The organism is Chryseolinea soli (assembly GCF_003589925.1).
GTDB classification, from domain to species: Bacteria; Bacteroidota; Bacteroidia; order Cytophagales; family Cyclobacteriaceae; genus Chryseolinea; species Chryseolinea soli.
In genome coordinates, this window is the sequence record NZ_CP032382.1 from 6,020,798 (window position 1) to 6,038,722 (window position 17,925).

Genomic DNA, 17,925 nt, shown 5'->3' on the forward strand with positions numbered 1-17,925 from the left:
GATCAAACCAAGTCAAAATTATGAATAACGACCTTACGGCCTTTGAAAAAATTCCTGTAAAAATCTTTAGCACCTCCGAAGAAGGCTCTGTCCACGTAGCCCGCGAGATCGCTGCCCTCATCAAGTCGCGTCAAAAAGAGAACAAGCCTTGTGTGTTGGGGCTTGCCACGGGATCGACACCGACTCGCCTCTATGCCGAATTGATCAAGATGCATCAGAAAGAAGGCCTGAGCTTCAAAAATGTTTACACGTTCAACCTGGACGAATACTATCCCATGCCGCCCGATGCCCTGCAAAGCTATGTGCGGTTCATGCGCGAGCATTTGTTCGACCACATCGACATCCCCAAAAAGAACATTCACATCCCCGATGGCACACTCGCCAAAGACGATGTCCAGGATTTCTGCAAAAGCTATGAAGAAAAGATCGACCGCCTCGGCGGACTCGACATCCAAATATTGGGGATCGGCCGTACGGGCCACATCGGTTTTAACGAACCCGGTTCTTCCGAAAAATCCCTGACCCGCCTGGTGACCCTCGACCAGGTTACCCGCATCGATGCGGCCAGCGATTTCTTTGGCGAGGAGAACGTTCCGCGCAAAGCCATCACCATGGGTGTAGGCTCGATCATGAAGGCCAACAAAGTGTACATGATGGCCTGGGGCGAAGGTAAATCGTCCGTGATCAAGAAGGCCGTAGAAGGTCCCGTCACCGATCAGATTCCTTCCTCGTTCCTGCAACGTCACCGAGACTGTACCGTGGTGCTGGACGACGCCGCATCTTCGGCGCTGACCCGCATCAAAACGCCTTGGATCCTGGACAGCGTTGCCTGGAACGAAAAGCTTATTCGCAAGGCCGTAGTGTGGCTCTGTCAGAAAGTGAGCAAACCCGTTCTGAAGCTCACCAACCACGACTACATGGAACACGGCATGGGCGACATCATCACCGAATTCGGCTCCGCCTATAAAGTGAACATCAAGGTATTCAACTTCCTCCAACATACCATCACCGGCTGGCCGGGTGGAAAGCCCAACGCAGACGATACCAACCGTCCTGAACGCGCCAAGCCGTTCCCCAAACGCGTGGTCCTCTTCTCGCCACACCCCGACGATGATGTGATCTCCATGGGCGGAACGTTCATCCGCCTGGTAGACCAAGGACACGAAGTGCACGTGGCCTACCAAACTTCCGGCAACATCGCCGTGTTCGACGACGACGCCATCCGCTTTGCCGACTTCGTGCGCGATTTCAATGACCAGTTCGGCCTGAGCAAAGCCGACGGTGCGCGCTTCTACAAGAAAGTGGTGCAGTCCCTCCAGAAGAAAGGACCCGGCCAATTGGACAGCCCCGAGGTGTTGAAGATCAAAGGCCTGATCAGAAGGGGAGAAGCCAAAGCAGGCGGCCGCTACGTGGGCATCCCCGACGAACAAATGCACTTCCTGGACATGCCGTTCTACGAAACGGGTGCCGTGAAAAAGAAACCCCTCGGTGAAGAAGATATCAAAGTGGTCATGGAAATATTGGAGCGCGTGAAACCCCACCAGGTCTACGCCGCCGGCGACTTGTCCGACCCGCACGGAACGCACCGCGTGTGTCTCGCCGCCATCTTTGAAGCGTTGAGAAGATTGAAGAAAAAACCGTGGGCAAAAGATTGCTGGGTATGGTTATACCGCGGCGCATGGCAAGAGTGGGACATCGACCAAATCGAAATGGCCGTACCCCTCAGCCCCGACGAACTGATGCGCAAACGCCGCGCAGTCTTCAAACACCAATCCCAAAAAGACAGCGCCATGTTCCCCGGCAGCGACAAACGCGAATTCTGGATGCGGGCTGAAGACAGAAATCACGCGACCGCGAATGCGTATAATGACTTAGGGCTCGCCGAATATGAAGCCATGGAAGCGTTTGTGCGATACAAATTCTGAGAGGCGGAGTTCAGGAGCCAGAATCCAGGAGCCAGGAGCCCGAATTTTCTGAGCTCTGATTCCAGGAGAAACGCTGGTAGCCAGACTTTGCAACCGCGAAATAGAAAAGCCGGGGATATCGATTATCCCCGGCTTCTTTTTTTATCCATAAAAAGGAAATCAAAAACTCAACCCAAACTGCGCCACTAAATTCTACCTACTACTGAATTCTAAAAATGCTGACTCCTGAATTTACTCCTGGCTCCCGGCTCCTGGATTCTGGCTCCTGATCATTGCTGCATCTGCATCTCCTGATGTCTCCGAAACGAGTTCCTCGCCACCGACGTAAGCGTCTCCTTCTGATTGACTTCGATTTCACCGTCGGCAGTTTGTCCATCCTCGTAGGCCACCGTGACGATCACCTCCAGGGTGTGGTTTGATGAGCCTCGATAGGTTCCTTTGACCGGGGAGCAGTCGGAAAAATTTTTTCCTACGGCGAGCTTCACGTGGGTGTCGTTCACCACCAGGTTGTTGGTGGGGTCCAGCCCAAGCCAGCCGTAGAAAGGGATGTAGGCTTCCACCCAGGCGTGGGTGGCTCCTTCGCCGCGCATGCCGTTTTTCTTGGGACAGATGTAGCCGCTCACATAGCGCGCGGGAATGTCGATGAGGCGCAACATCACCAGGAGGAAGTGGGCAAAGTCCTGGCAAACGCCGGAGCGCAGTTTCCATACTTCGTCCAATGTGGTCTCCACGGTCGTGATGCCTTTTTTGTAGGCGAATGTACTGTACACATATTCGCAGAAATATTTGGCCGACACCAGCGGGGAGCAATTCTTGCAGCGCTCTTCTTCGATGATCTGGTTCACTTCGGGCAACGCATCAAAACGTTCTTGTTTCAGAAAGTCGATCAGGTCGGGTTGGTATTTCAGCTTGGCCAGTTCTTCCCACTGGAGGTCCTGCGGGATGTTGTCTTCGGGTAGCGGCCGGGGTGAGAGGGCGACCACAATGCGGGAGTCGATGACCAGTTCCGGGTGTGGACGCGCGTGCGTAAAAGTGCCTACGCTATTGCCGTAATAATCGCGGTACACATCCACCACGGGATTGCCGGTGATGAGGAGCGTCTGCTCGATCACATCCTGGTAATCGTCCTGGATGGGGTAGAGCATGACCTGGTTGGCGCTGTCGCGCACGAGGCCTTCGTAAGTATATTTGGTGATGTGGCGTATTTTGAATTTAGACATGGTCGTTGGGCGTTAGATCAACTGTAGGCGAAATAATACTTGTTGAGGGAGCTTCCAATATCGTCAATTTCGGTGGTGATCTCGGTTAAATAATCGTGAAGTCCGATCAGGGAAACACTCTCCACACTGGAATACTGCACTTTGCTGCGCAGCTTGCCGATCATGAATTGCACCTTGGCAAAACCTTCTGTGTTTTGTTCGCTTCGCAAGCGTTCGAAATAGCGGTTCAATTGGTTTAAGGAATACAGCACCGACCGCGGGAAGTCAACGTTGAACAACACCTGGTCAATGATGTTCCGCGCTTCAAAACCGGATTGGTAGCGCTTCAGATATAACGAATAACCGGAGATCGACATCAACAGATATTTCCAATAGGCCGTGTCGGTTGGCTTATCGACTTCGTTCGAAAAATTGCTCAGCTTCACATCGAGAATATCGGCCGATTGAATGGCCCGCTCCATGTACTTGCCCACGTTCATAAAACAAAGTCCTTCGCCGCGGAACATGGTGATGTCGCTCACGCCGAAATAGATCATGCATTCTTTGATCAGGGCGTCGAGCACGGTCACGGGGTCTTCGTATTGCAGGGCGTACTTCAGTCGTTCCTCCCGCACAACATGATAGAATTCGTTGAGGCATTTCCACAATTCCGTTGTGATATTATCTTGTACACCGCGCGCATTTTCGCGGGCAATGGTCACCATGTTGAAAACAGAGTTGGGATTCTCGCGGTCCAGCACGATGTATTGCAGGATTTTACGACTGTTGTTATTGATGGCCGCAGCACCTTCGTCGTCCAGGTTTCCAAAGATCCTCAGCACGGGTTCCCAGCTAAAGTCTTCGGGACTGTCCTGTGAAGAAGCATAGTTTATTTTTAGCATCCGGAGAATGCTATCGGTGCGTTCCATATAACGCGACATCCAGTATAGTGAATCAGCAACTCGGCTCAGCATGGTCGTTCGATCGTTCTTAAGTTAGTCATTGTCCTGATTTATTTGGCCAGCACCCAGGTGTCCTTGCTGCCACCGCCTTGCGAAGAATTCACCACCAACGATCCTTCTTTCAACGCCACACGCGTTAATCCTCCCGGCACGATCTCGATGCCCTGGGGACCACACAACGCGAAGGGTCGCAGATCGATGCGGCGGGGCTGGGCTTTGCCGTTGATGTAGCAAGGTGCATTCGACAGACTAATGACCGGCTGCGCAATGAACTGGCGTGGCGCTTTCAGGATCTCTTTCTTGTAGTCCTCAATCTCCGCTTCCGAAGCAGCGTGTCCCATCAACATGCCATAGCCCCCGGACTCGTTTGTCTTCTTCACCACCATTTTGTGAATGTTCTTCAGCACATGCTCGCGCTCGTCGGGCTTGCCCAATTGGTAGGTGGGAATGTTCTTGAGGATAGGCTCTTCGTTGAGGTAGTAGCGGATCATTTCCGGTACGTACACATAGACAGCTTTATCATCGGCCACACCGTTGCCCACCGCGTTCACGATGGCCACATTTCCTTTGCGATAGGCCGACAGAATTCCGGATACGCCCAGCACACTGGTGGGGTTGAACACAAGGGGATCGAGGTAGTCATCATCCACCCGCCGGTAGATCACATCCACCTGGCGCAGACCCGATGTGGTCTTCATGTATACCTTGTGATTTTCTACCACGAGGTCGCGCCCTTCCACCAACTCTATACCCATGAGGCGGGCCAGCGTGGTGTGTTCGAAATAGGCGGAGTTATAGATCCCCGGCGTGAGCAGCACCACGGTGGGAGAGGAGACCTGGCCATGGCTGAGGGCCATGAGATTGTTGTATAAGATGTTGGGATACTGCGTCACCGGACGCACATAGTTTTGCGGAATAAGATCCGGGAAGATGCGTTTGGTGATCTCCCGGTTCTCGATCATGTAGGACACACCGGAAGGTGTTCGCAAGTTGTCTTCCAACACGTAGAAGGTGCCGTCATGATCGCGGATCAGGTCTATGCCGGCGATGTGCACATAGATGTCGTGGGGAACGTTCACGCCCTGCATCTCGCGGAGATAGTGTGGACACGAGTAAATCAGGTCGATGGGCACGATCCCGTCTTTAAGACTGAATTGTTCGTGGTATACGTCCTTTAGAAAGAGGTTGAGGGCGCGCAACCGTTGCTTGATGCCCCGCTCGATCAGGTCCCACTCGGAGGCCGTAATGATGCGTGGGATGATGTCGAAGGGAAAGATCTTCTCGATGCCTTCGCCGCTGGAGTAGACCGTGAAGGTGATGCCCTGGCTCATGAACAGCCCCCGGGCCAGTTCTTCCTTTTTACTGAGCTCATCGGCGGGGATACTGGAAAGGGAGTTGAAGACATTCTGATAGTGGGTGCGGACCCGATCCTCATCGTACATTTCATCCCAGGTATTGCCAATCAGCGGGTACTTATGAAAGAGGTCGGTCGCGCTCATGCGTAGGTCGTTAGGTTAGGTTTGAACTAAAGTACCAACCGGAATTGCAATTTTGGAGAAAAGGGATTATAAATATTTACGCAAACGAGTGATCCAAAAGAAATCTTTAAAAACGGGGTCAAAAAACACCCTTCCTTGAGAAAAAATGGAATGGAAATAAAAAAGCCGCCTCATTTCTGGGGCGGCTTTTTTGAAGAATAGCAGTGATCGATTACTCGGCTACCACTTTCACCTGGATGTCGTGCTTCACTTCTTTGTGAAGGTCAAGCGTGGCAGTGTATGTGCCAAGTTGCTTGGGAGTCTCTTTCAGGTGAACTTTCTTGCGGTCGATATCAAAGCCTTTGGCTTTCAATACGTCGGCAATCTGGAGGGCCGTTACGGCGCCGAAGATCTTTCCGCTTTCGCCGGCTTTGGTTCCCACCTCGATGGTGAGGTCGCCAACTTTAGCGGCCAATGCTTCTGCATCTTGCTTGATCTTGGCAGCCTTGTGGGCAGCCTGGCGCACGTTTTCGCTGATCAGTCTTTTATTCGAGTCGTTGGCGATAAGGGCGAAACCATTGGGGATCAGGTAGTTATTACCGTATCCAGCTTTCACCTTCACGATGTCGTTCTTATAGCCAAGTCCTGTTACGTCTTGTTTCAAAATTACTTCCATGTCGTTTTCTTTAAAGGTTCAACGATTATTTCAACGAATCACCAACATACGGCAGGAGAGACAGGTGACGGGCGCGTTTTACGGCTTGTGCCACTTTCTTCTGGAACTTCAGGCTGGTGCCGGTCAGTCTCCGGGGAAGGATCTTGCCTTGTTCGTTGATAAACTTCAGGAGGAAGTCAGGATCCTTGTAGTCAATGTACTTGATCCCATTCTTTTTGAAGCGGCAGTATTTCGGTTTGATCTCTGCTCGCTTGATCGGTTCGTTCATCAATGTCATCGCGTAGTCTCCTCAGCTTTTTTTACGGGTTTCTTGTTCTCCTTGTTCTTGAATTCGCCCTTGCGGCGGCGTTCGTTGTACACCACGGCATGCTTGTCCAGCACCGTCGTTAAAAAGCGCATTACCGATTCGTCCCGTCTGTACTCCGTTTCCAGAGAATTGATAGCGGTGGAAGGTGCCGAGAATTCGATGAGGTTGTAAAAGCCGGTTGACTTCTTGTTGATAGGATACGCTAACTTACGAAGGCCCCATTGCTCGTTATTGAGAATTTCGGCGTTAGCTTTCTTCAACACTTTCACGAATTTTTCGACAGTATCCTTTGCCTGTTCATCAGACAAAACGGGATTTAAAATGAATACCGTCTCGTAATTGTTCATGTTTACTGTTTTAGTTTTTGAGGTTGCAAAAGTAGGAAAAACAACCTGATTTTAAAACCCTCCGCTTAAAATTGATGAGGAAATCGCCCGATAAACCACTTCCGGGCAGGCGAAAGGGTTATTTTGGGAATATTTGACGATTTGGGAAATAGTCTTATATTCGTGTGTCCCTCGCAATTTTAAGACTTTTAACACCTGAGTCTTGCGTTTAAGCGATCAGCAAAAGGAACAGATACGGTTCAATACCGAGATGATCAAATTGCTTGTTGTGTTACTTTTCGGAACAGTTGGCGGAGTGATTTCGTTTATACTGAAGGGTATTCACACCGGCAAGGACGTCCTCTTTACCGCGGCGGGTATTTTGGTCGCAACAGTCTGTATAGTAATTGGTTATAGACAATTTAGTGCCACCCAAAAAATTATCAATGATGGAAATCCAGAGTGAACTCATAACGAACATTTTCACGGTGGCCGTCGGGCTCATTCTCCTGGCGATCATCGGCCTTTTGGTTGCCCTTCTTGTTCATACGGTGCGCATGGAAAAGGCATTAGATGAAAGCATTGCCAGGAAGAAGGCCGGTCAGGGGCAACCGTCAATCCACAAGGGAGCGCCGCCCCTGTTCATAAAGCATTCCTAAGTTTTCCCGATCTCAGGGAATACCCCAATCCAGCGACAACGATCTTTTTACCGCCTATCTGGCCAACGCACACCGTTCGTAAAATCATCGGCAATCCTTGTTCTCTCGGTCACACTTCCTCATTCAAAAGAGTATATTTCGCGATTCAAACGATTGAACTTATTTTTGTTCTGGAATGACACGGCATGGTAGGATAATATTGGTATTGCTTTTTTTGCCGGCGGCCCTTTTTATGACGGCATGCCGCGAGAAAAAAGTAGACTTCAGCGCGCAGGTAAAGCCCATTCTGAACAAGCACTGCATCAGCTGTCATGGAGGGGTGAAGCGAAACGCCAACTTTAGTTTGTTGTTCCGCAGTGAAGCCCTCGATACAGCAGAGTCGGGCAAGACACCCATCATCCCCGGTCATCCCGAGCAAAGCGAATTTGTCCGGCGCATCACGTCGAACGATCCTGAAGTGCGGATGCCCTACAAAGAGCATCCCCTGAGCAAGGAAGACATCGAAACGCTGAAGCAGTGGATCAAAGAAGGGGCGGAGTGGGGCGATCATTGGGCCTACATTCCACCGAAAGCCACAGAAGTACCCAACCTGGAAGAAGCACAATCCGGATTTAGCGTAGACGTTGAAACGTGGGCTAAAAATGAAGTGGATCATTTCGTGCTCGACAAACTTGAAAAAGAAAAGCTGTCACCTTCACCGGAAGCCGATAAGGCTACTTTGATCCGGAGAGTTTACTTCGATCTCACCGGCTTGCCCCCGACACCAGAACAAGCATCACGATTCATAAAAGACACAAGCCCGAAGGCCTATGAAACCGTGGTGGATGAACTCCTGGCATCGCCCCACTTTGGTGAGAAGTGGGCATCGTGGTGGTTGGACATGGCCCGCTATTCCGACACCAAGGGGTATGAGCGCGATGTGGGCCGTACCATCTGGCGTTACCGCGATTGGGTGATCAACGCCTTCAACAAAGACATGCCTTTCGATCAGTTCACCATCGAGCAATTGGCCGGTGACCTGCTTCCTCATCCCACCGACGATCAGTTGATCGCCACCGCCTTCCATCGCAACACGATGAACAATGATGAGGGTGGAACAGAAGATGAAGAGTTTCGTGTGGCCGCGCTGATCGACCGGGTGAGCACCACCTGGCAAGTGTGGCAGAGCACCACCATGGCCTGCGTTCAATGTCATACCCATCCCTACGATCCGTTCCTGCACGACGAGTATTACAAATCATTAGCGTTCTTCAACAATTCGCGCGACGAAGACACCGAAGGCGAGCATCCCAACCTGAGGACCTACACGCCGGAGGATCAACAAAAGCTGGAAACCATCCGCGCCTGGGTGAAGACCCACGCGGGTCCTGAAAAGGAGACAGAGACCACGCGTTTCCTCAAAACGCTGGAACCCAAATATCATCCCCACGACTTCGATCAGTTTGTCGATGGCGAACTCATCGACACCAAATGGCTCGGCATCCGCCCCGGTGGCAGCGCACGCCTGAAACAGATCCCGATGGATGGAAAGAAAAACCTCATCTTCAACTATTGGGCAGACGCCGAAGGCGGATCATTCGCGATCCACCAGGACAAGCTCGACGGTCCCGTGATCGCATCGTACACGCTAAAGAAAACAGCCTCAGGAGTTCGTCAGGCTGTTTTGTTGCCACTGCATGCGACACCGGGCAAACATGATTTGTATTTTGTATTTCACAATCCGAAGATCAAGCCTTCGCAGTCGGTGTGCGCCATCGAGTGGTTTGCGTTCCGCGATGAACTTCCCGGATCCGCTGAAATGCAGAGTACCTTTATGCATTTGCTCAATACCCAGGTCGACAACACGCCGATCATGATCGAGAACAATGCCGAACAACACCGGCAGACCCACGTATTCGAACGCGGCAATTGGCTGGTGAAAGGCAAAGAAGTGAAACCGGATGTGCCGACGGCATTGAATCCCTTCCCAAAAGATCAACCGTACAACCGTCTCGGCTTTGCGCATTGGCTGTTGGAAAAACAGAATCCACTTACGGCGCGCACCATGGTGAACCGCTTCTGGGAGCAGATCTTTGGTGCGGGCATCGTAGAAACGCTGGAAGATTTTGGTACGCAAAGTGCTGCGCCAACGCACCAGGAATTGTTGGACTGGATGGCCCTCCGGTTTATGAACGAAGACCAGTGGAGCATGAAGAAGCTCATCAAAACGATGGTGATGTCGGCGACCTACCGGCAAGAATCACGGCTCACGCCCGAACTGCTGGAGAAGGATCCCGGCAACCGCTGGCTGGCGCGTGGCCCGCGCGTTAGATTGTCGTCGGAAGAAGTGCGCGACCAGGCGTTGTTTGCCGGGGGGATGCTGAGCAAGAAGATGTTTGGCAAAAGCGTGATGCCCTATCAGCCCGATGGTATCTGGAGTTCGGTGTGGAGTGGAGAATACTGGAAGGAAAGCGAGGGCGAAGACCAGTATCGTCGCTCGGTTTATACCTACATCAAACGGACCAGTCCTTATCCGTCGATGATGATGTTCGATGGCTCCAGCCGTGAGGTATGTGTGATCCGGCGGATCCGGACCAACACGCCACTGCAGGCTTTGGTTACCCTGAACGACTCTTCCTATGTGGTTGCTGCGCGGGGTCTTGCGTTGCGCATGATGAAGGACCGTACCGATCCGAAAGACCAGATCAAAGCCGGGTATCGCATGATCCTGGTGAAGGATATGCCCGGGCAAAAGCTCGCGATCATGAACAGACTTTATGATGAGGCTTTAAAGGAGTATCTTAAGAACAAAGACGCGGCCCGGAAACTGGCGGCCACGGCCAACGATTCGCCACAGCTAGCCGCCATGACCGTGGTGGCAAACGCCATGCTGAACCTCGATGAAGTATTAACGAAAGAATGAAAATGGCCAACCTTCCTTTTGATATCGAACAACTGAAAAATATTTCCCGGCGGCATTTCCTCTGGGAGAGTGCCGCGGGGTTAGGTGCTGCAGCCTTGGGCACGTTCCTCGCGGGATGTGATGCCCGGAATGCGATACCCAAAAATCTGGCGAGTGCAACTGATCCCATGTTGCCCAAGCCTTCGCATTTCCCCGGCAAGGCAAAGCGTGTCATCTATCTTCACATGGCAGGAGCCCCGTCGCAGTTGGAATTGTTTGACTTCAAACCGGAATTGCAAAAGCTTCACAACCAGCTTTGCCCGCCGTCGCTCCTCGAGGGAAAACGCTTTGCCTTTATTCGCGGCACACCCAAGATGTTGGGACCTCAGGCCGACTTCAAACAGCGCGGCCAATCAGGCGCCTACGTGTCAGAACATTTGCCGCACTTCGCGAAGATGGCGGATGAGGTGTCCTTTTTGAAAGGCGTCTATACCGATCAGTTCAATCATGCCCCCGCACAATTATTTGTACACACGGGCTCTCCGCGTTTGGGCCGGCCCAGCATTGGTTCGTGGGTGACGTATGGGTTAGGATCGGAGAACAACAACCTGCCCGGCTTCGTCGTGCTCACCTCGGGTGGCAAGACGCCTGACGCCGGCAAGAGTGTGTGGGGAAGCGGCTTCCTGCCGTCGGTCTATCAGGGAGTGCAGTGTCGCTCGGAGGGTGATCCTGTGCTGTTTCTCAGCGACCCGGAAGGGGTGGACCGCAACCTGAAGAAGAAGACCATCGATGCGATCAACGACGTGAACCGACAGCACTTTCAGGAATATAATGATCCGGAAACGCTTACCCGGATTGCACAGTATGAAATGGCCTTCCGCATGCAGGTGTCAGTTCCTGAGGTCATGAACATCAATTCTGAACCTGAGTATATACATCAATTGTACGGAACGACCCCCGGGAAGGCGTCTTTTGCCAACAACTGTCTGCTGGCCCGCAAGCTGGTGGAACAGGATGTGCGCTTTGTGCAACTCTTCGATTGGGGGTGGGACAGCCACGGCACCGACGAAAATCTGGCCATCGACATCGGCTTCCGCAACAAATGCCGGGAGATCGACCGCGCCATGACCGCCCTGTTGCTCGACCTGAAGCAACGCGGCCTCCTGGAGGAAACGCTGGTCGTGTGGGGTGGCGAATTTGGAAGAACCCCCATGCAAGAGAACCGCGAGAACAAGAACAACCCATTCCTGGGACGCGACCATCACGTGGAAGCGTTCACCATGTGGATGGCGGGCGGCGGCATCAAGCAAGGCATGACGTGGGGGGAAACCGATGAGATCGGATATTATCCCATCAACGGCAAGGTCTCTGTACACGATGTGCAGGCCACCATACTCAATCAATTGGGCATGGATCATGAAAAGCTGACGTATCACTTCCAGGGAAGACCCTTCCGGCTCACCGATGTGGCGGGTAAAGTCATCTCCGAAATCATTGCCTGAACCGAATTGTATTAGCCTTATTATAAAATGTCCATAACACGTCGTAATTTTCTAGCGCTCAGCGCATTATCCGGAACAACCCTAGCTATGAATCCTTTAGAAAGCTTGTCTAAACCTTTTGCTCACCACACGGCGGCAGCCGGTTTTGAATTGTTGATCTTCGCCACCAACTGGGGCTATACCGGCAGTTGGGACGAGTTTTGTGCCGCCATAAAAAAGGAAGGCTACGACGGTGCCGAAGCCTGGTATCCGCTGGATGCTACGGAGCGCAAAAGCTTTCTCGATGCGTTTCACAAACACAACCTGAAATATGGCTTTCTCGTGGGCGGATCGGAGGCTGACTACCAGAAACATTTCCAGCAATTCAAAACGTCCCTGGAGCCCGCCGCGCTGGCCAATCCCGTCTACATCAATTGCCATTCAGGACGCGATCACTTTTCGTTCGAACAAAACAAGACCTTCATCGACCTCACCACCGAGGTGAGCGAGCGCACGAAGGTGCCCATTTATCACGAGACGCACCGCTCGCGCATTTTATATGCTGCACCGGTGGCCCGGCAGTACATGGAGAAGATCGCGCCACTGCGCATCACGCTCGACATTTCGCATTGGTGCAATGTGCACGAATCGTTTCTCGTGGACCAGACGGAGACTGTAGCCCTGGCGTTGAGTCGCACGGGTCACATCCATGCGCGCATTGGGCATGCCGAAGGGCCGCAGGTGAACGACCCGCGTGCGCCGGAGTGGAAGGACGCCGTGGACGCGCACTTTGCGTGGTGGGATAAGGTCGTGGAGGCGAAGCGCAAGGAGGGCAAACGCCTCACGATGCTCACGGAATTCGGTCCCATCGACTATATGCCGGCCGTGCCTTATACGCGCCAGGCCCTGGCCAATCAATGGGAGATCAATGTCCACATGTTGAAAACACTTCGCGCCCGCTACGCCTGATGCTTTGGTTGACTCAAATTTTTGGAAGGCTTCACCCCATCCTTGTCCACCTGCCCATCGGCATTTTGTTTCTGGGTTTTCTGTTCGAGTGCCTGGGGTTTTACCCGGGCTATAAAGGTCTGCGAAGGGCGGTGCAGCCCACGATCGTGTTGGGTACGGTGTCGGCCATTTTTTCGGCGCTGAGCGGCTATTTTCTTTCCCGCGAAGGCGGCTACGACGACCGGCTGATCGTGTTGCATCAAAACTTTGGCATTGCTACGGCGGTGTTTGCCACGGTGCTTTGTTTTGCACGGCAGAGCATCATCACCCGTTTCCCCGAAAAGAAAAAGCGAAAACGCATCCGCATCCTGCTGTTCCTGCCCCTGATCATGCTGGTCACCGTCACGGGACATTTGGGAGGCTCGCTCACGCACGGTGAGGACTTCCTCTTGCCGCCACCCGCAGCGAATGGCGACGATGCCACGCCCGCGGTAAAGATCAAATCCATCGAAGCCGCCGACAGTGCTGTGCTCTACGGCGATGTGATAGAGCCCATCCTCGAAGCGAAGTGCTACAGTTGTCACAGCGCTGCCAAACAGAAGGGACAATTGCGTCTGGATTCGGAAGAGTTTATCCGCAAGGGAGGCAAACACGGCGTGGTGGTGAAGACCGGAGTAGCCGACTCCAGTCTGCTGTATCGCCGGCTCATGCTTCCGCTGGAGGATGAAAAGCACATGCCCCCCAATGAGAAATCACAACTCACTTCGTCCGAGATCGCGCTGGTGCAAGCCTGGATCGAGGAGGGCGCCAGTTTTGACAAACGCATCCAAGCCTTCCGTCAAGTGGCGCGGATCAAAGGATTTATTTCGTCACTCATAGCACCGTCGCACAGCAACGACGACATCCCCACAGAAGAGGTTTCGCCTCCCGACGAAAAAGCCGTGAGCGCGTTGACCGCGAAGGGCATCCTGGTGGTGCCCGTAAGCGAAGGAAACCATTATCTTTCGGTGAGCTACGTCAATGACCGCAAAGTCAGTGACGCCGACCTCCGGGATCTACTTCCCCTGACAAAGCAGATCGTCTGGCTGAACCTCGGCCGGACAAAAATTACAAACGAAGGATTGAAAACGATCGCCCAACTCACAAGCCTCCGCCAACTTCACCTGGAATACACAGCGATCGACGATGCCGGAGTGAAAGCGCTGGCGTCACTCGAACAACTGCGACTGCTCAATCTCGTCGGCACAAACCTCCACGACGAGGGACTGACTCACATCGCGTCCCTAAAAAATCTGAAGAAGCTTTTTATTTACAAAACCGCCGTCACGTCAGCGGCCATCGAACAGTATTCTCAAAAAGCAAAAAGCGTTACGGTGGATACGGGAAGCTATCAATTGCCGGTGTTGTCTTCGGATTCGGTTGTTTATAAGCGCAAGAGTTAGAGAAAATTTTCAAAAGTCAGAATCCAGGAACCGGGAGTTTAGCACCCAGCATTCAGTAACAAATTAGCCGTTCTTGTTAAAAATCTTAAGTAGCAGTCTCTGACTCCTGTCTACCGAAGGCCAAGCCCTACAGGCTCCTGGATTCTGGCTCCTGGCTCCTGTACAGCCATGCAACTTATCGCTCCCAAAATCCATCTTTACACAAAGACAATTTAGCTTACACCGATAGGGATAGATTTATAAATTTTAGTTTAATTACCGTTTATTATGGGCTATATTATTAGTGGAATTCAGCAGGTTGGGATCGGTGTTCAGGACGCCGATGCGGCCTGGGCATGGTACAGGAAACATTTTGGGATGGATGTCCCGGTTTTTAAAGACAGTGCCACGGCGTCGTTGATGACGCGTTACACAGGTGACCGGGCCGAGGACCGCTATGCCATTCTGGCCATGAACATGCAAGGTGGCGGCGGTTTCGAGATCTGGCAATTTACCAGCCGCACTCCCCGCGAACCTGAAGTGGAGCATTTTCTCGGCGACACGGGCGTCTTTGCCGTGAAACTGAAGACCCAGGATATCGCTACGGCCTATCGCACGTTGAAAGCCAGTGGTGTGCACATCCTCAACAGCGTGCAACAGTCACCCGACGGTCGGATGCACTTCTATGTGAAGGATCCTTTCAACAATCTGTTCGAGATCACGGAAAGCAAAAGCTGGTTCAAGAAGGCCAAAGCGATCACCGGCGGCGTGGCCGGCTGTGTGATCGGGGTGACGGATATCGACAAGGCATTGAAGCTTTATCGCGATGTTCTTGGCTACACCGAGGTGCTTTATGACGGGCAAAAGAAATTCGAAGATTTTGAAGGCGTGCCCGGGGGTGAGAATGAATTCAGGAGGGTGATCCTTCGCTCGAATAAAAACCGGATGGGCGCTTTTTGCAGGCTTTTGGGGGAGACCGAATTGGAATTGGTGGAAGTCAAGAACCGCGCGCCCCAAAAGATATTTCACGATCGTTATTGGGGTGACCTGGGCTACATCCACATCTGCTTTGACATCAATGGCATGGAACAACTTGCCGACCGCTGTCAGCAAGCCAATTTCAGCTTCACGGTCGACAGTCGCGACTCGTTCGACATGGGCAAAGCGGCCGGCCATTTCTCTTACTGTGAAGATCCCGACGGCACACTCATCGAATTTGTCGAGACGCACAAAATACCCATCGTCGAAAAAATAGGATGGTATCTCAACATCCGTCATCGCGATCCGGGCAAGCCTTTGCCGGACTGGATGCTGGGCATGCTGGCGCTGAACCGGGTGAAGGATTAACACCCGGTCAGGCAAAATCAGAAATCGTTTCTCTCTATTTTACGGTGAATTGTCCGCTGCCCATCAGGTAGTCGTCGGTGTATACTTCGAGCTTGTAGGTGCCGGAGGCATATTCCGATCCTTTGTCATAGAGGAAGGAAAGCTTTTGTTTGGTGTTGTCGAAGAGCACGTCCTGTGACTCGGTGTAGAACTCTTCCTTGCCGTTGAACAGGAAAGTTCCGGAGCCGCGGGCCACGTCAAAAAGCACCTGGCCGTTCTCGTCCACGATGCGGATCATGATCTTCTTGCCTTCGATGGGAGCTACTTTGTTTTCGGCGATGTTGAACTCGACTTTCAGCTTCCCAACCTGGCGGCTTTTGAAAGGTGACTCGCGCTCTTTGCCGCGATCGGACAAGGCGACGATGCGCACATTTTCAACTTTCAACTGCGACGCTATCGCGACTTTATCGGCCAGTTCATCTTTGGTTTGGCTGAGGCGGTTTATCGAATCGCCCAATTGGTTCTTTTCGGTTTTGAGCGATGTGTTTTCGGTGAGCAATTCTTTGTTGACAGACTTCAGCTTGGTGATCTCCTCGTCCTTGATCTTCAACAGCGTTTCATATCCTTCCACTTTGTCTTTGAGGGCCTTGATCTCTTTGCCGGTGGCACGCTTGGAGCGTTTCAGTTCGGCTTCCACTTCGCCTTTGGCTTTTAACAAATCAGACACGTCGCCGCCCAGCTTTTGCACCTCGGCGATCTTGGTGTCCAACTCGGCTTTGATCTCGCTCATGCGTTGCATGGTAGTGGCGAGCTCTTGTTCGGTAGAAGTGAGGTCGGTTTTGATCTCTTGCCTTTCTTGCGAGTCGAGGTAGATCTTTATGCCTTGCACGACGATCACCAGGGAAAGGAGGGCGATGATGATGGCGTTCTTATTACTTTTCTTCGGAGCCTCAACAGGCTCTGGATTGAATTCGCTCATGGCTGTGGATAATATGAATGATGGCAAAAATAGGACTTCTCCCCATGCAATTCAATGGCTAATACTGTAAAACAACGTGTTGTTTGTTCAGCGATGGGTCGAAGAACACCAGTCCACACCGGAACAGGTCGGCGGTGGCATAGACCAGGGGGTGTCGCTGGATGGCTTTCCAGGCGGCGGCCATGTCGGCCGAGTGGTGGATGTCGTCGATGACCATGACGCTGCGGGGATGCATTTTCATGGCCAATGCTTCGAAGTATTGCTGGGTTGGGATGAGGCGGTGGTTGGCATCCAGGAGGGCGAAGTCGATCGATTTCACGTCCTCCAGGAAGCGCGGCAGGGTGTGATCGATATTGCCGCGCACGAGTTGGATGTCCCGGGTACCGGCAGCGTCGAAGTTGGCTTGAGCAATGTCGGCAATGGCGCTCACGCCCTCGAACGTGTGGACGGTTCCTTCATTGAACCGGGCCAGGTATAGCGTGTTGATCCCAAAGGAGGTGCCCAGTTCGACCACCTCATGGCAGTGGAAAGCTTTGATGATGCGCGCATACAACTTCGAATATTTGACCGGACTGGTGCTGGTGCGGGCAATGTCGCGAATCGATCTTTGATGACCGGAGAGCACCGAAGAGGCGGCGCCCAGATCTGCCGCGGCGATAGCGCGACGGTCGGCCAGGAGGGTTTGCCGGATCTTCTCAGCCGTCTGAAAATCGGCATCCACTTTTTTGGGACGGACAACTTGTGTATAGAAGTCGTAAAAAAAGGGGGAGTGCAGCGAGTGCTCGCCAACGGCATCCAGCCAATAGGTGAAATACGATTGAAGTTGGAAGAAAGCGTTTGTCACTCAGTTGAGTCGGAGAGGGGCAACCATGGTGAACTCGGGAATATTCACCTGCATGGTGGTACCATCCACGACGCGCTCCATCAGGTAGGTGCCTACCATTTTGCCAATGCCCGATTTGAGGTTGCAGCCGGAAACATATTGGTGTGCCTGGCCGGGTTCGAGCACGGGTTGCTGGCCTACCACACCTTCACCTTCCACTTCGCGTTGGGTGAACCCGGCATCAAAAATATGCCAGTGTCTGCGGAGGAGTTGGATGGTGTATTCGCTGTGGTTTTCGATGGTAATGCGGTAGGTAAACACATAGTGGTATTGGCTCGGGCTGGAATACGCCGGCTGGTATTCCGTCTCGACACTTACCTTGATACCTTGGGTGATTTCCGTTACCATACGGTTCAAAAATATTAATTTTTTACAATTCCCGTCACGAAGGTTTTTATTTCCTATCAAAATACTGGAAATCAGCCGATTAAATATCAATTTTTCACGATTAATTTTCCTTCCCCGCACCGCTTT

Annotated in this window: 16 protein-coding genes; 7 read left to right on the top strand and 9 right to left on the bottom strand. The window is 52.4% G+C overall.

The genetic code is table 11. The annotated features are described in order from the left end of the window. The first annotated feature begins 20 nt into the window (after positions 1 to 20). The gene (gene nagB / locus D4L85_RS25230; protein ID WP_119756913.1) at positions 21 to 1,925 is read left to right on the top strand and encodes a glucosamine-6-phosphate deaminase; all 1,905 of its coding nucleotides are present in this window, start codon (positions 21 to 23) and stop codon (positions 1,923 to 1,925) included. Between the two features lie 269 nt (positions 1,926 to 2,194). Here the strand turns inward: nagB and D4L85_RS25235 are convergent, their stop codons facing one another. From D4L85_RS25235 to rpsF, 6 genes are all read right to left on the bottom strand, one after another. Then, positions 2,195 to 3,145 (bottom strand): transglutaminase family protein, encoded by a 951-nt coding sequence (locus D4L85_RS25235; protein ID WP_119756914.1) that lies wholly within the window; start codon positions 3,143 to 3,145, stop codon positions 2,195 to 2,197. Between the two features lie 17 nt (positions 3,146 to 3,162). After that, positions 3,163 to 4,053, bottom strand: coding sequence for an alpha-E domain-containing protein (locus tag D4L85_RS25240; RefSeq protein WP_236849091.1), 891 nt, complete (start codon positions 4,051 to 4,053; stop codon positions 3,163 to 3,165). Between the two features lie 83 nt (positions 4,054 to 4,136). Continuing rightward, positions 4,137 to 5,585: a circularly permuted type 2 ATP-grasp protein gene (locus tag D4L85_RS25245; RefSeq protein ID WP_119756916.1), complete on the bottom strand. Its 1,449-nt coding sequence runs from the start codon at positions 5,583 to 5,585 to the stop codon at positions 4,137 to 4,139. Between the two features lie 211 nt (positions 5,586 to 5,796). Continuing rightward, positions 5,797 to 6,240, bottom strand: coding sequence for a 50S ribosomal protein L9 (gene rplI / locus D4L85_RS25250; protein WP_119756917.1), 444 nt, complete (start codon positions 6,238 to 6,240; stop codon positions 5,797 to 5,799). Positions 6,241 to 6,265: 25 nt separating this feature from the next. Further along, positions 6,266 to 6,517, bottom strand: coding sequence for a 30S ribosomal protein S18 (rpsR, locus tag D4L85_RS25255; protein ID WP_073130474.1), 252 nt, complete (start codon positions 6,515 to 6,517; stop codon positions 6,266 to 6,268). Beyond that, the gene (rpsF, locus tag D4L85_RS25260; RefSeq protein ID WP_073130477.1) at positions 6,514 to 6,894 is read right to left on the bottom strand and encodes a 30S ribosomal protein S6; all 381 of its coding nucleotides are present in this window, start codon (positions 6,892 to 6,894) and stop codon (positions 6,514 to 6,516) included. The genes rpsR and rpsF overlap by 4 nt, the downstream gene beginning before the upstream one ends. A 425-nt stretch (positions 6,895 to 7,319) precedes the next feature. Here rpsF and D4L85_RS25270 point away from each other — a divergent pair, with 425 nt between their 5' ends. From D4L85_RS25270 to D4L85_RS25295, 6 genes are all read left to right on the top strand, one after another. Beyond that, the gene (locus D4L85_RS25270) at positions 7,320 to 7,532 is read left to right on the top strand and encodes a hypothetical protein (protein ID WP_160143990.1); all 213 of its coding nucleotides are present in this window, start codon (positions 7,320 to 7,322) and stop codon (positions 7,530 to 7,532) included. A gap of 232 nt (positions 7,533 to 7,764) precedes the next feature. After that, positions 7,765 to 10,434 carry a DUF1553 domain-containing protein gene (locus D4L85_RS25275; RefSeq protein WP_228450622.1) on the top strand — a complete coding sequence of 890 codons (2,670 nt, stop codon included), beginning with the start codon at positions 7,765 to 7,767 and terminating at the stop codon, positions 10,432 to 10,434. Positions 10,435 to 10,436: 2 nt separating this feature from the next. Next, entirely contained in the window at positions 10,437 to 11,915 is a 1,479-nt protein-coding gene (locus D4L85_RS25280) for a DUF1501 domain-containing protein (protein WP_228450623.1), read from the top strand. An 87-nt stretch (positions 11,916 to 12,002) separates the two neighbouring features. Continuing rightward, positions 12,003 to 12,863, top strand: coding sequence for a sugar phosphate isomerase/epimerase family protein (locus D4L85_RS25285; protein ID WP_228450624.1), 861 nt, complete (start codon positions 12,003 to 12,005; stop codon positions 12,861 to 12,863). Beyond that, positions 12,863 to 14,284, top strand: a complete 1,422-nt coding sequence (locus tag D4L85_RS25290; RefSeq protein WP_160143991.1) for a c-type cytochrome domain-containing protein — start codon at positions 12,863 to 12,865, stop codon at positions 14,282 to 14,284. The genes D4L85_RS25285 and D4L85_RS25290 overlap by 1 nt, the downstream gene beginning before the upstream one ends. A gap of 267 nt (positions 14,285 to 14,551) precedes the next feature. Then, positions 14,552 to 15,610 carry a VOC family protein gene (locus tag D4L85_RS25295; RefSeq protein WP_073130493.1) on the top strand — a complete coding sequence of 353 codons (1,059 nt, stop codon included), beginning with the start codon at positions 14,552 to 14,554 and terminating at the stop codon, positions 15,608 to 15,610. 34 nt (positions 15,611 to 15,644) lie between these two features. Here D4L85_RS25295 and D4L85_RS25300 read toward each other — a convergent pair whose 3' ends face one another. The 3 genes from D4L85_RS25300 to apaG are packed head-to-tail and all read right to left on the bottom strand — an operon-like array spanning position 15,645 to position 17,799. Further along, on the bottom strand, positions 15,645 to 16,568 hold the full coding sequence (locus D4L85_RS25300) for a chromosome segregation protein SMC (protein ID WP_119756923.1): 924 nt from the start codon (positions 16,566 to 16,568) through the stop codon (positions 15,645 to 15,647). Positions 16,569 to 16,626: 58 nt separating this feature from the next. Further along, positions 16,627 to 17,412, bottom strand: a complete 786-nt coding sequence (locus D4L85_RS25305; RefSeq protein WP_119756924.1) for an O-methyltransferase — start codon at positions 17,410 to 17,412, stop codon at positions 16,627 to 16,629. Beyond that, a complete protein-coding gene (gene apaG / locus D4L85_RS25310) occupies positions 17,413 to 17,799 on the bottom strand; it encodes a Co2+/Mg2+ efflux protein ApaG (RefSeq protein ID WP_073130499.1) in 387 nt (128 codons plus the stop codon). It lies immediately after the preceding gene. Positions 17,800 to 17,925: the final 126 nt, after the last annotated feature.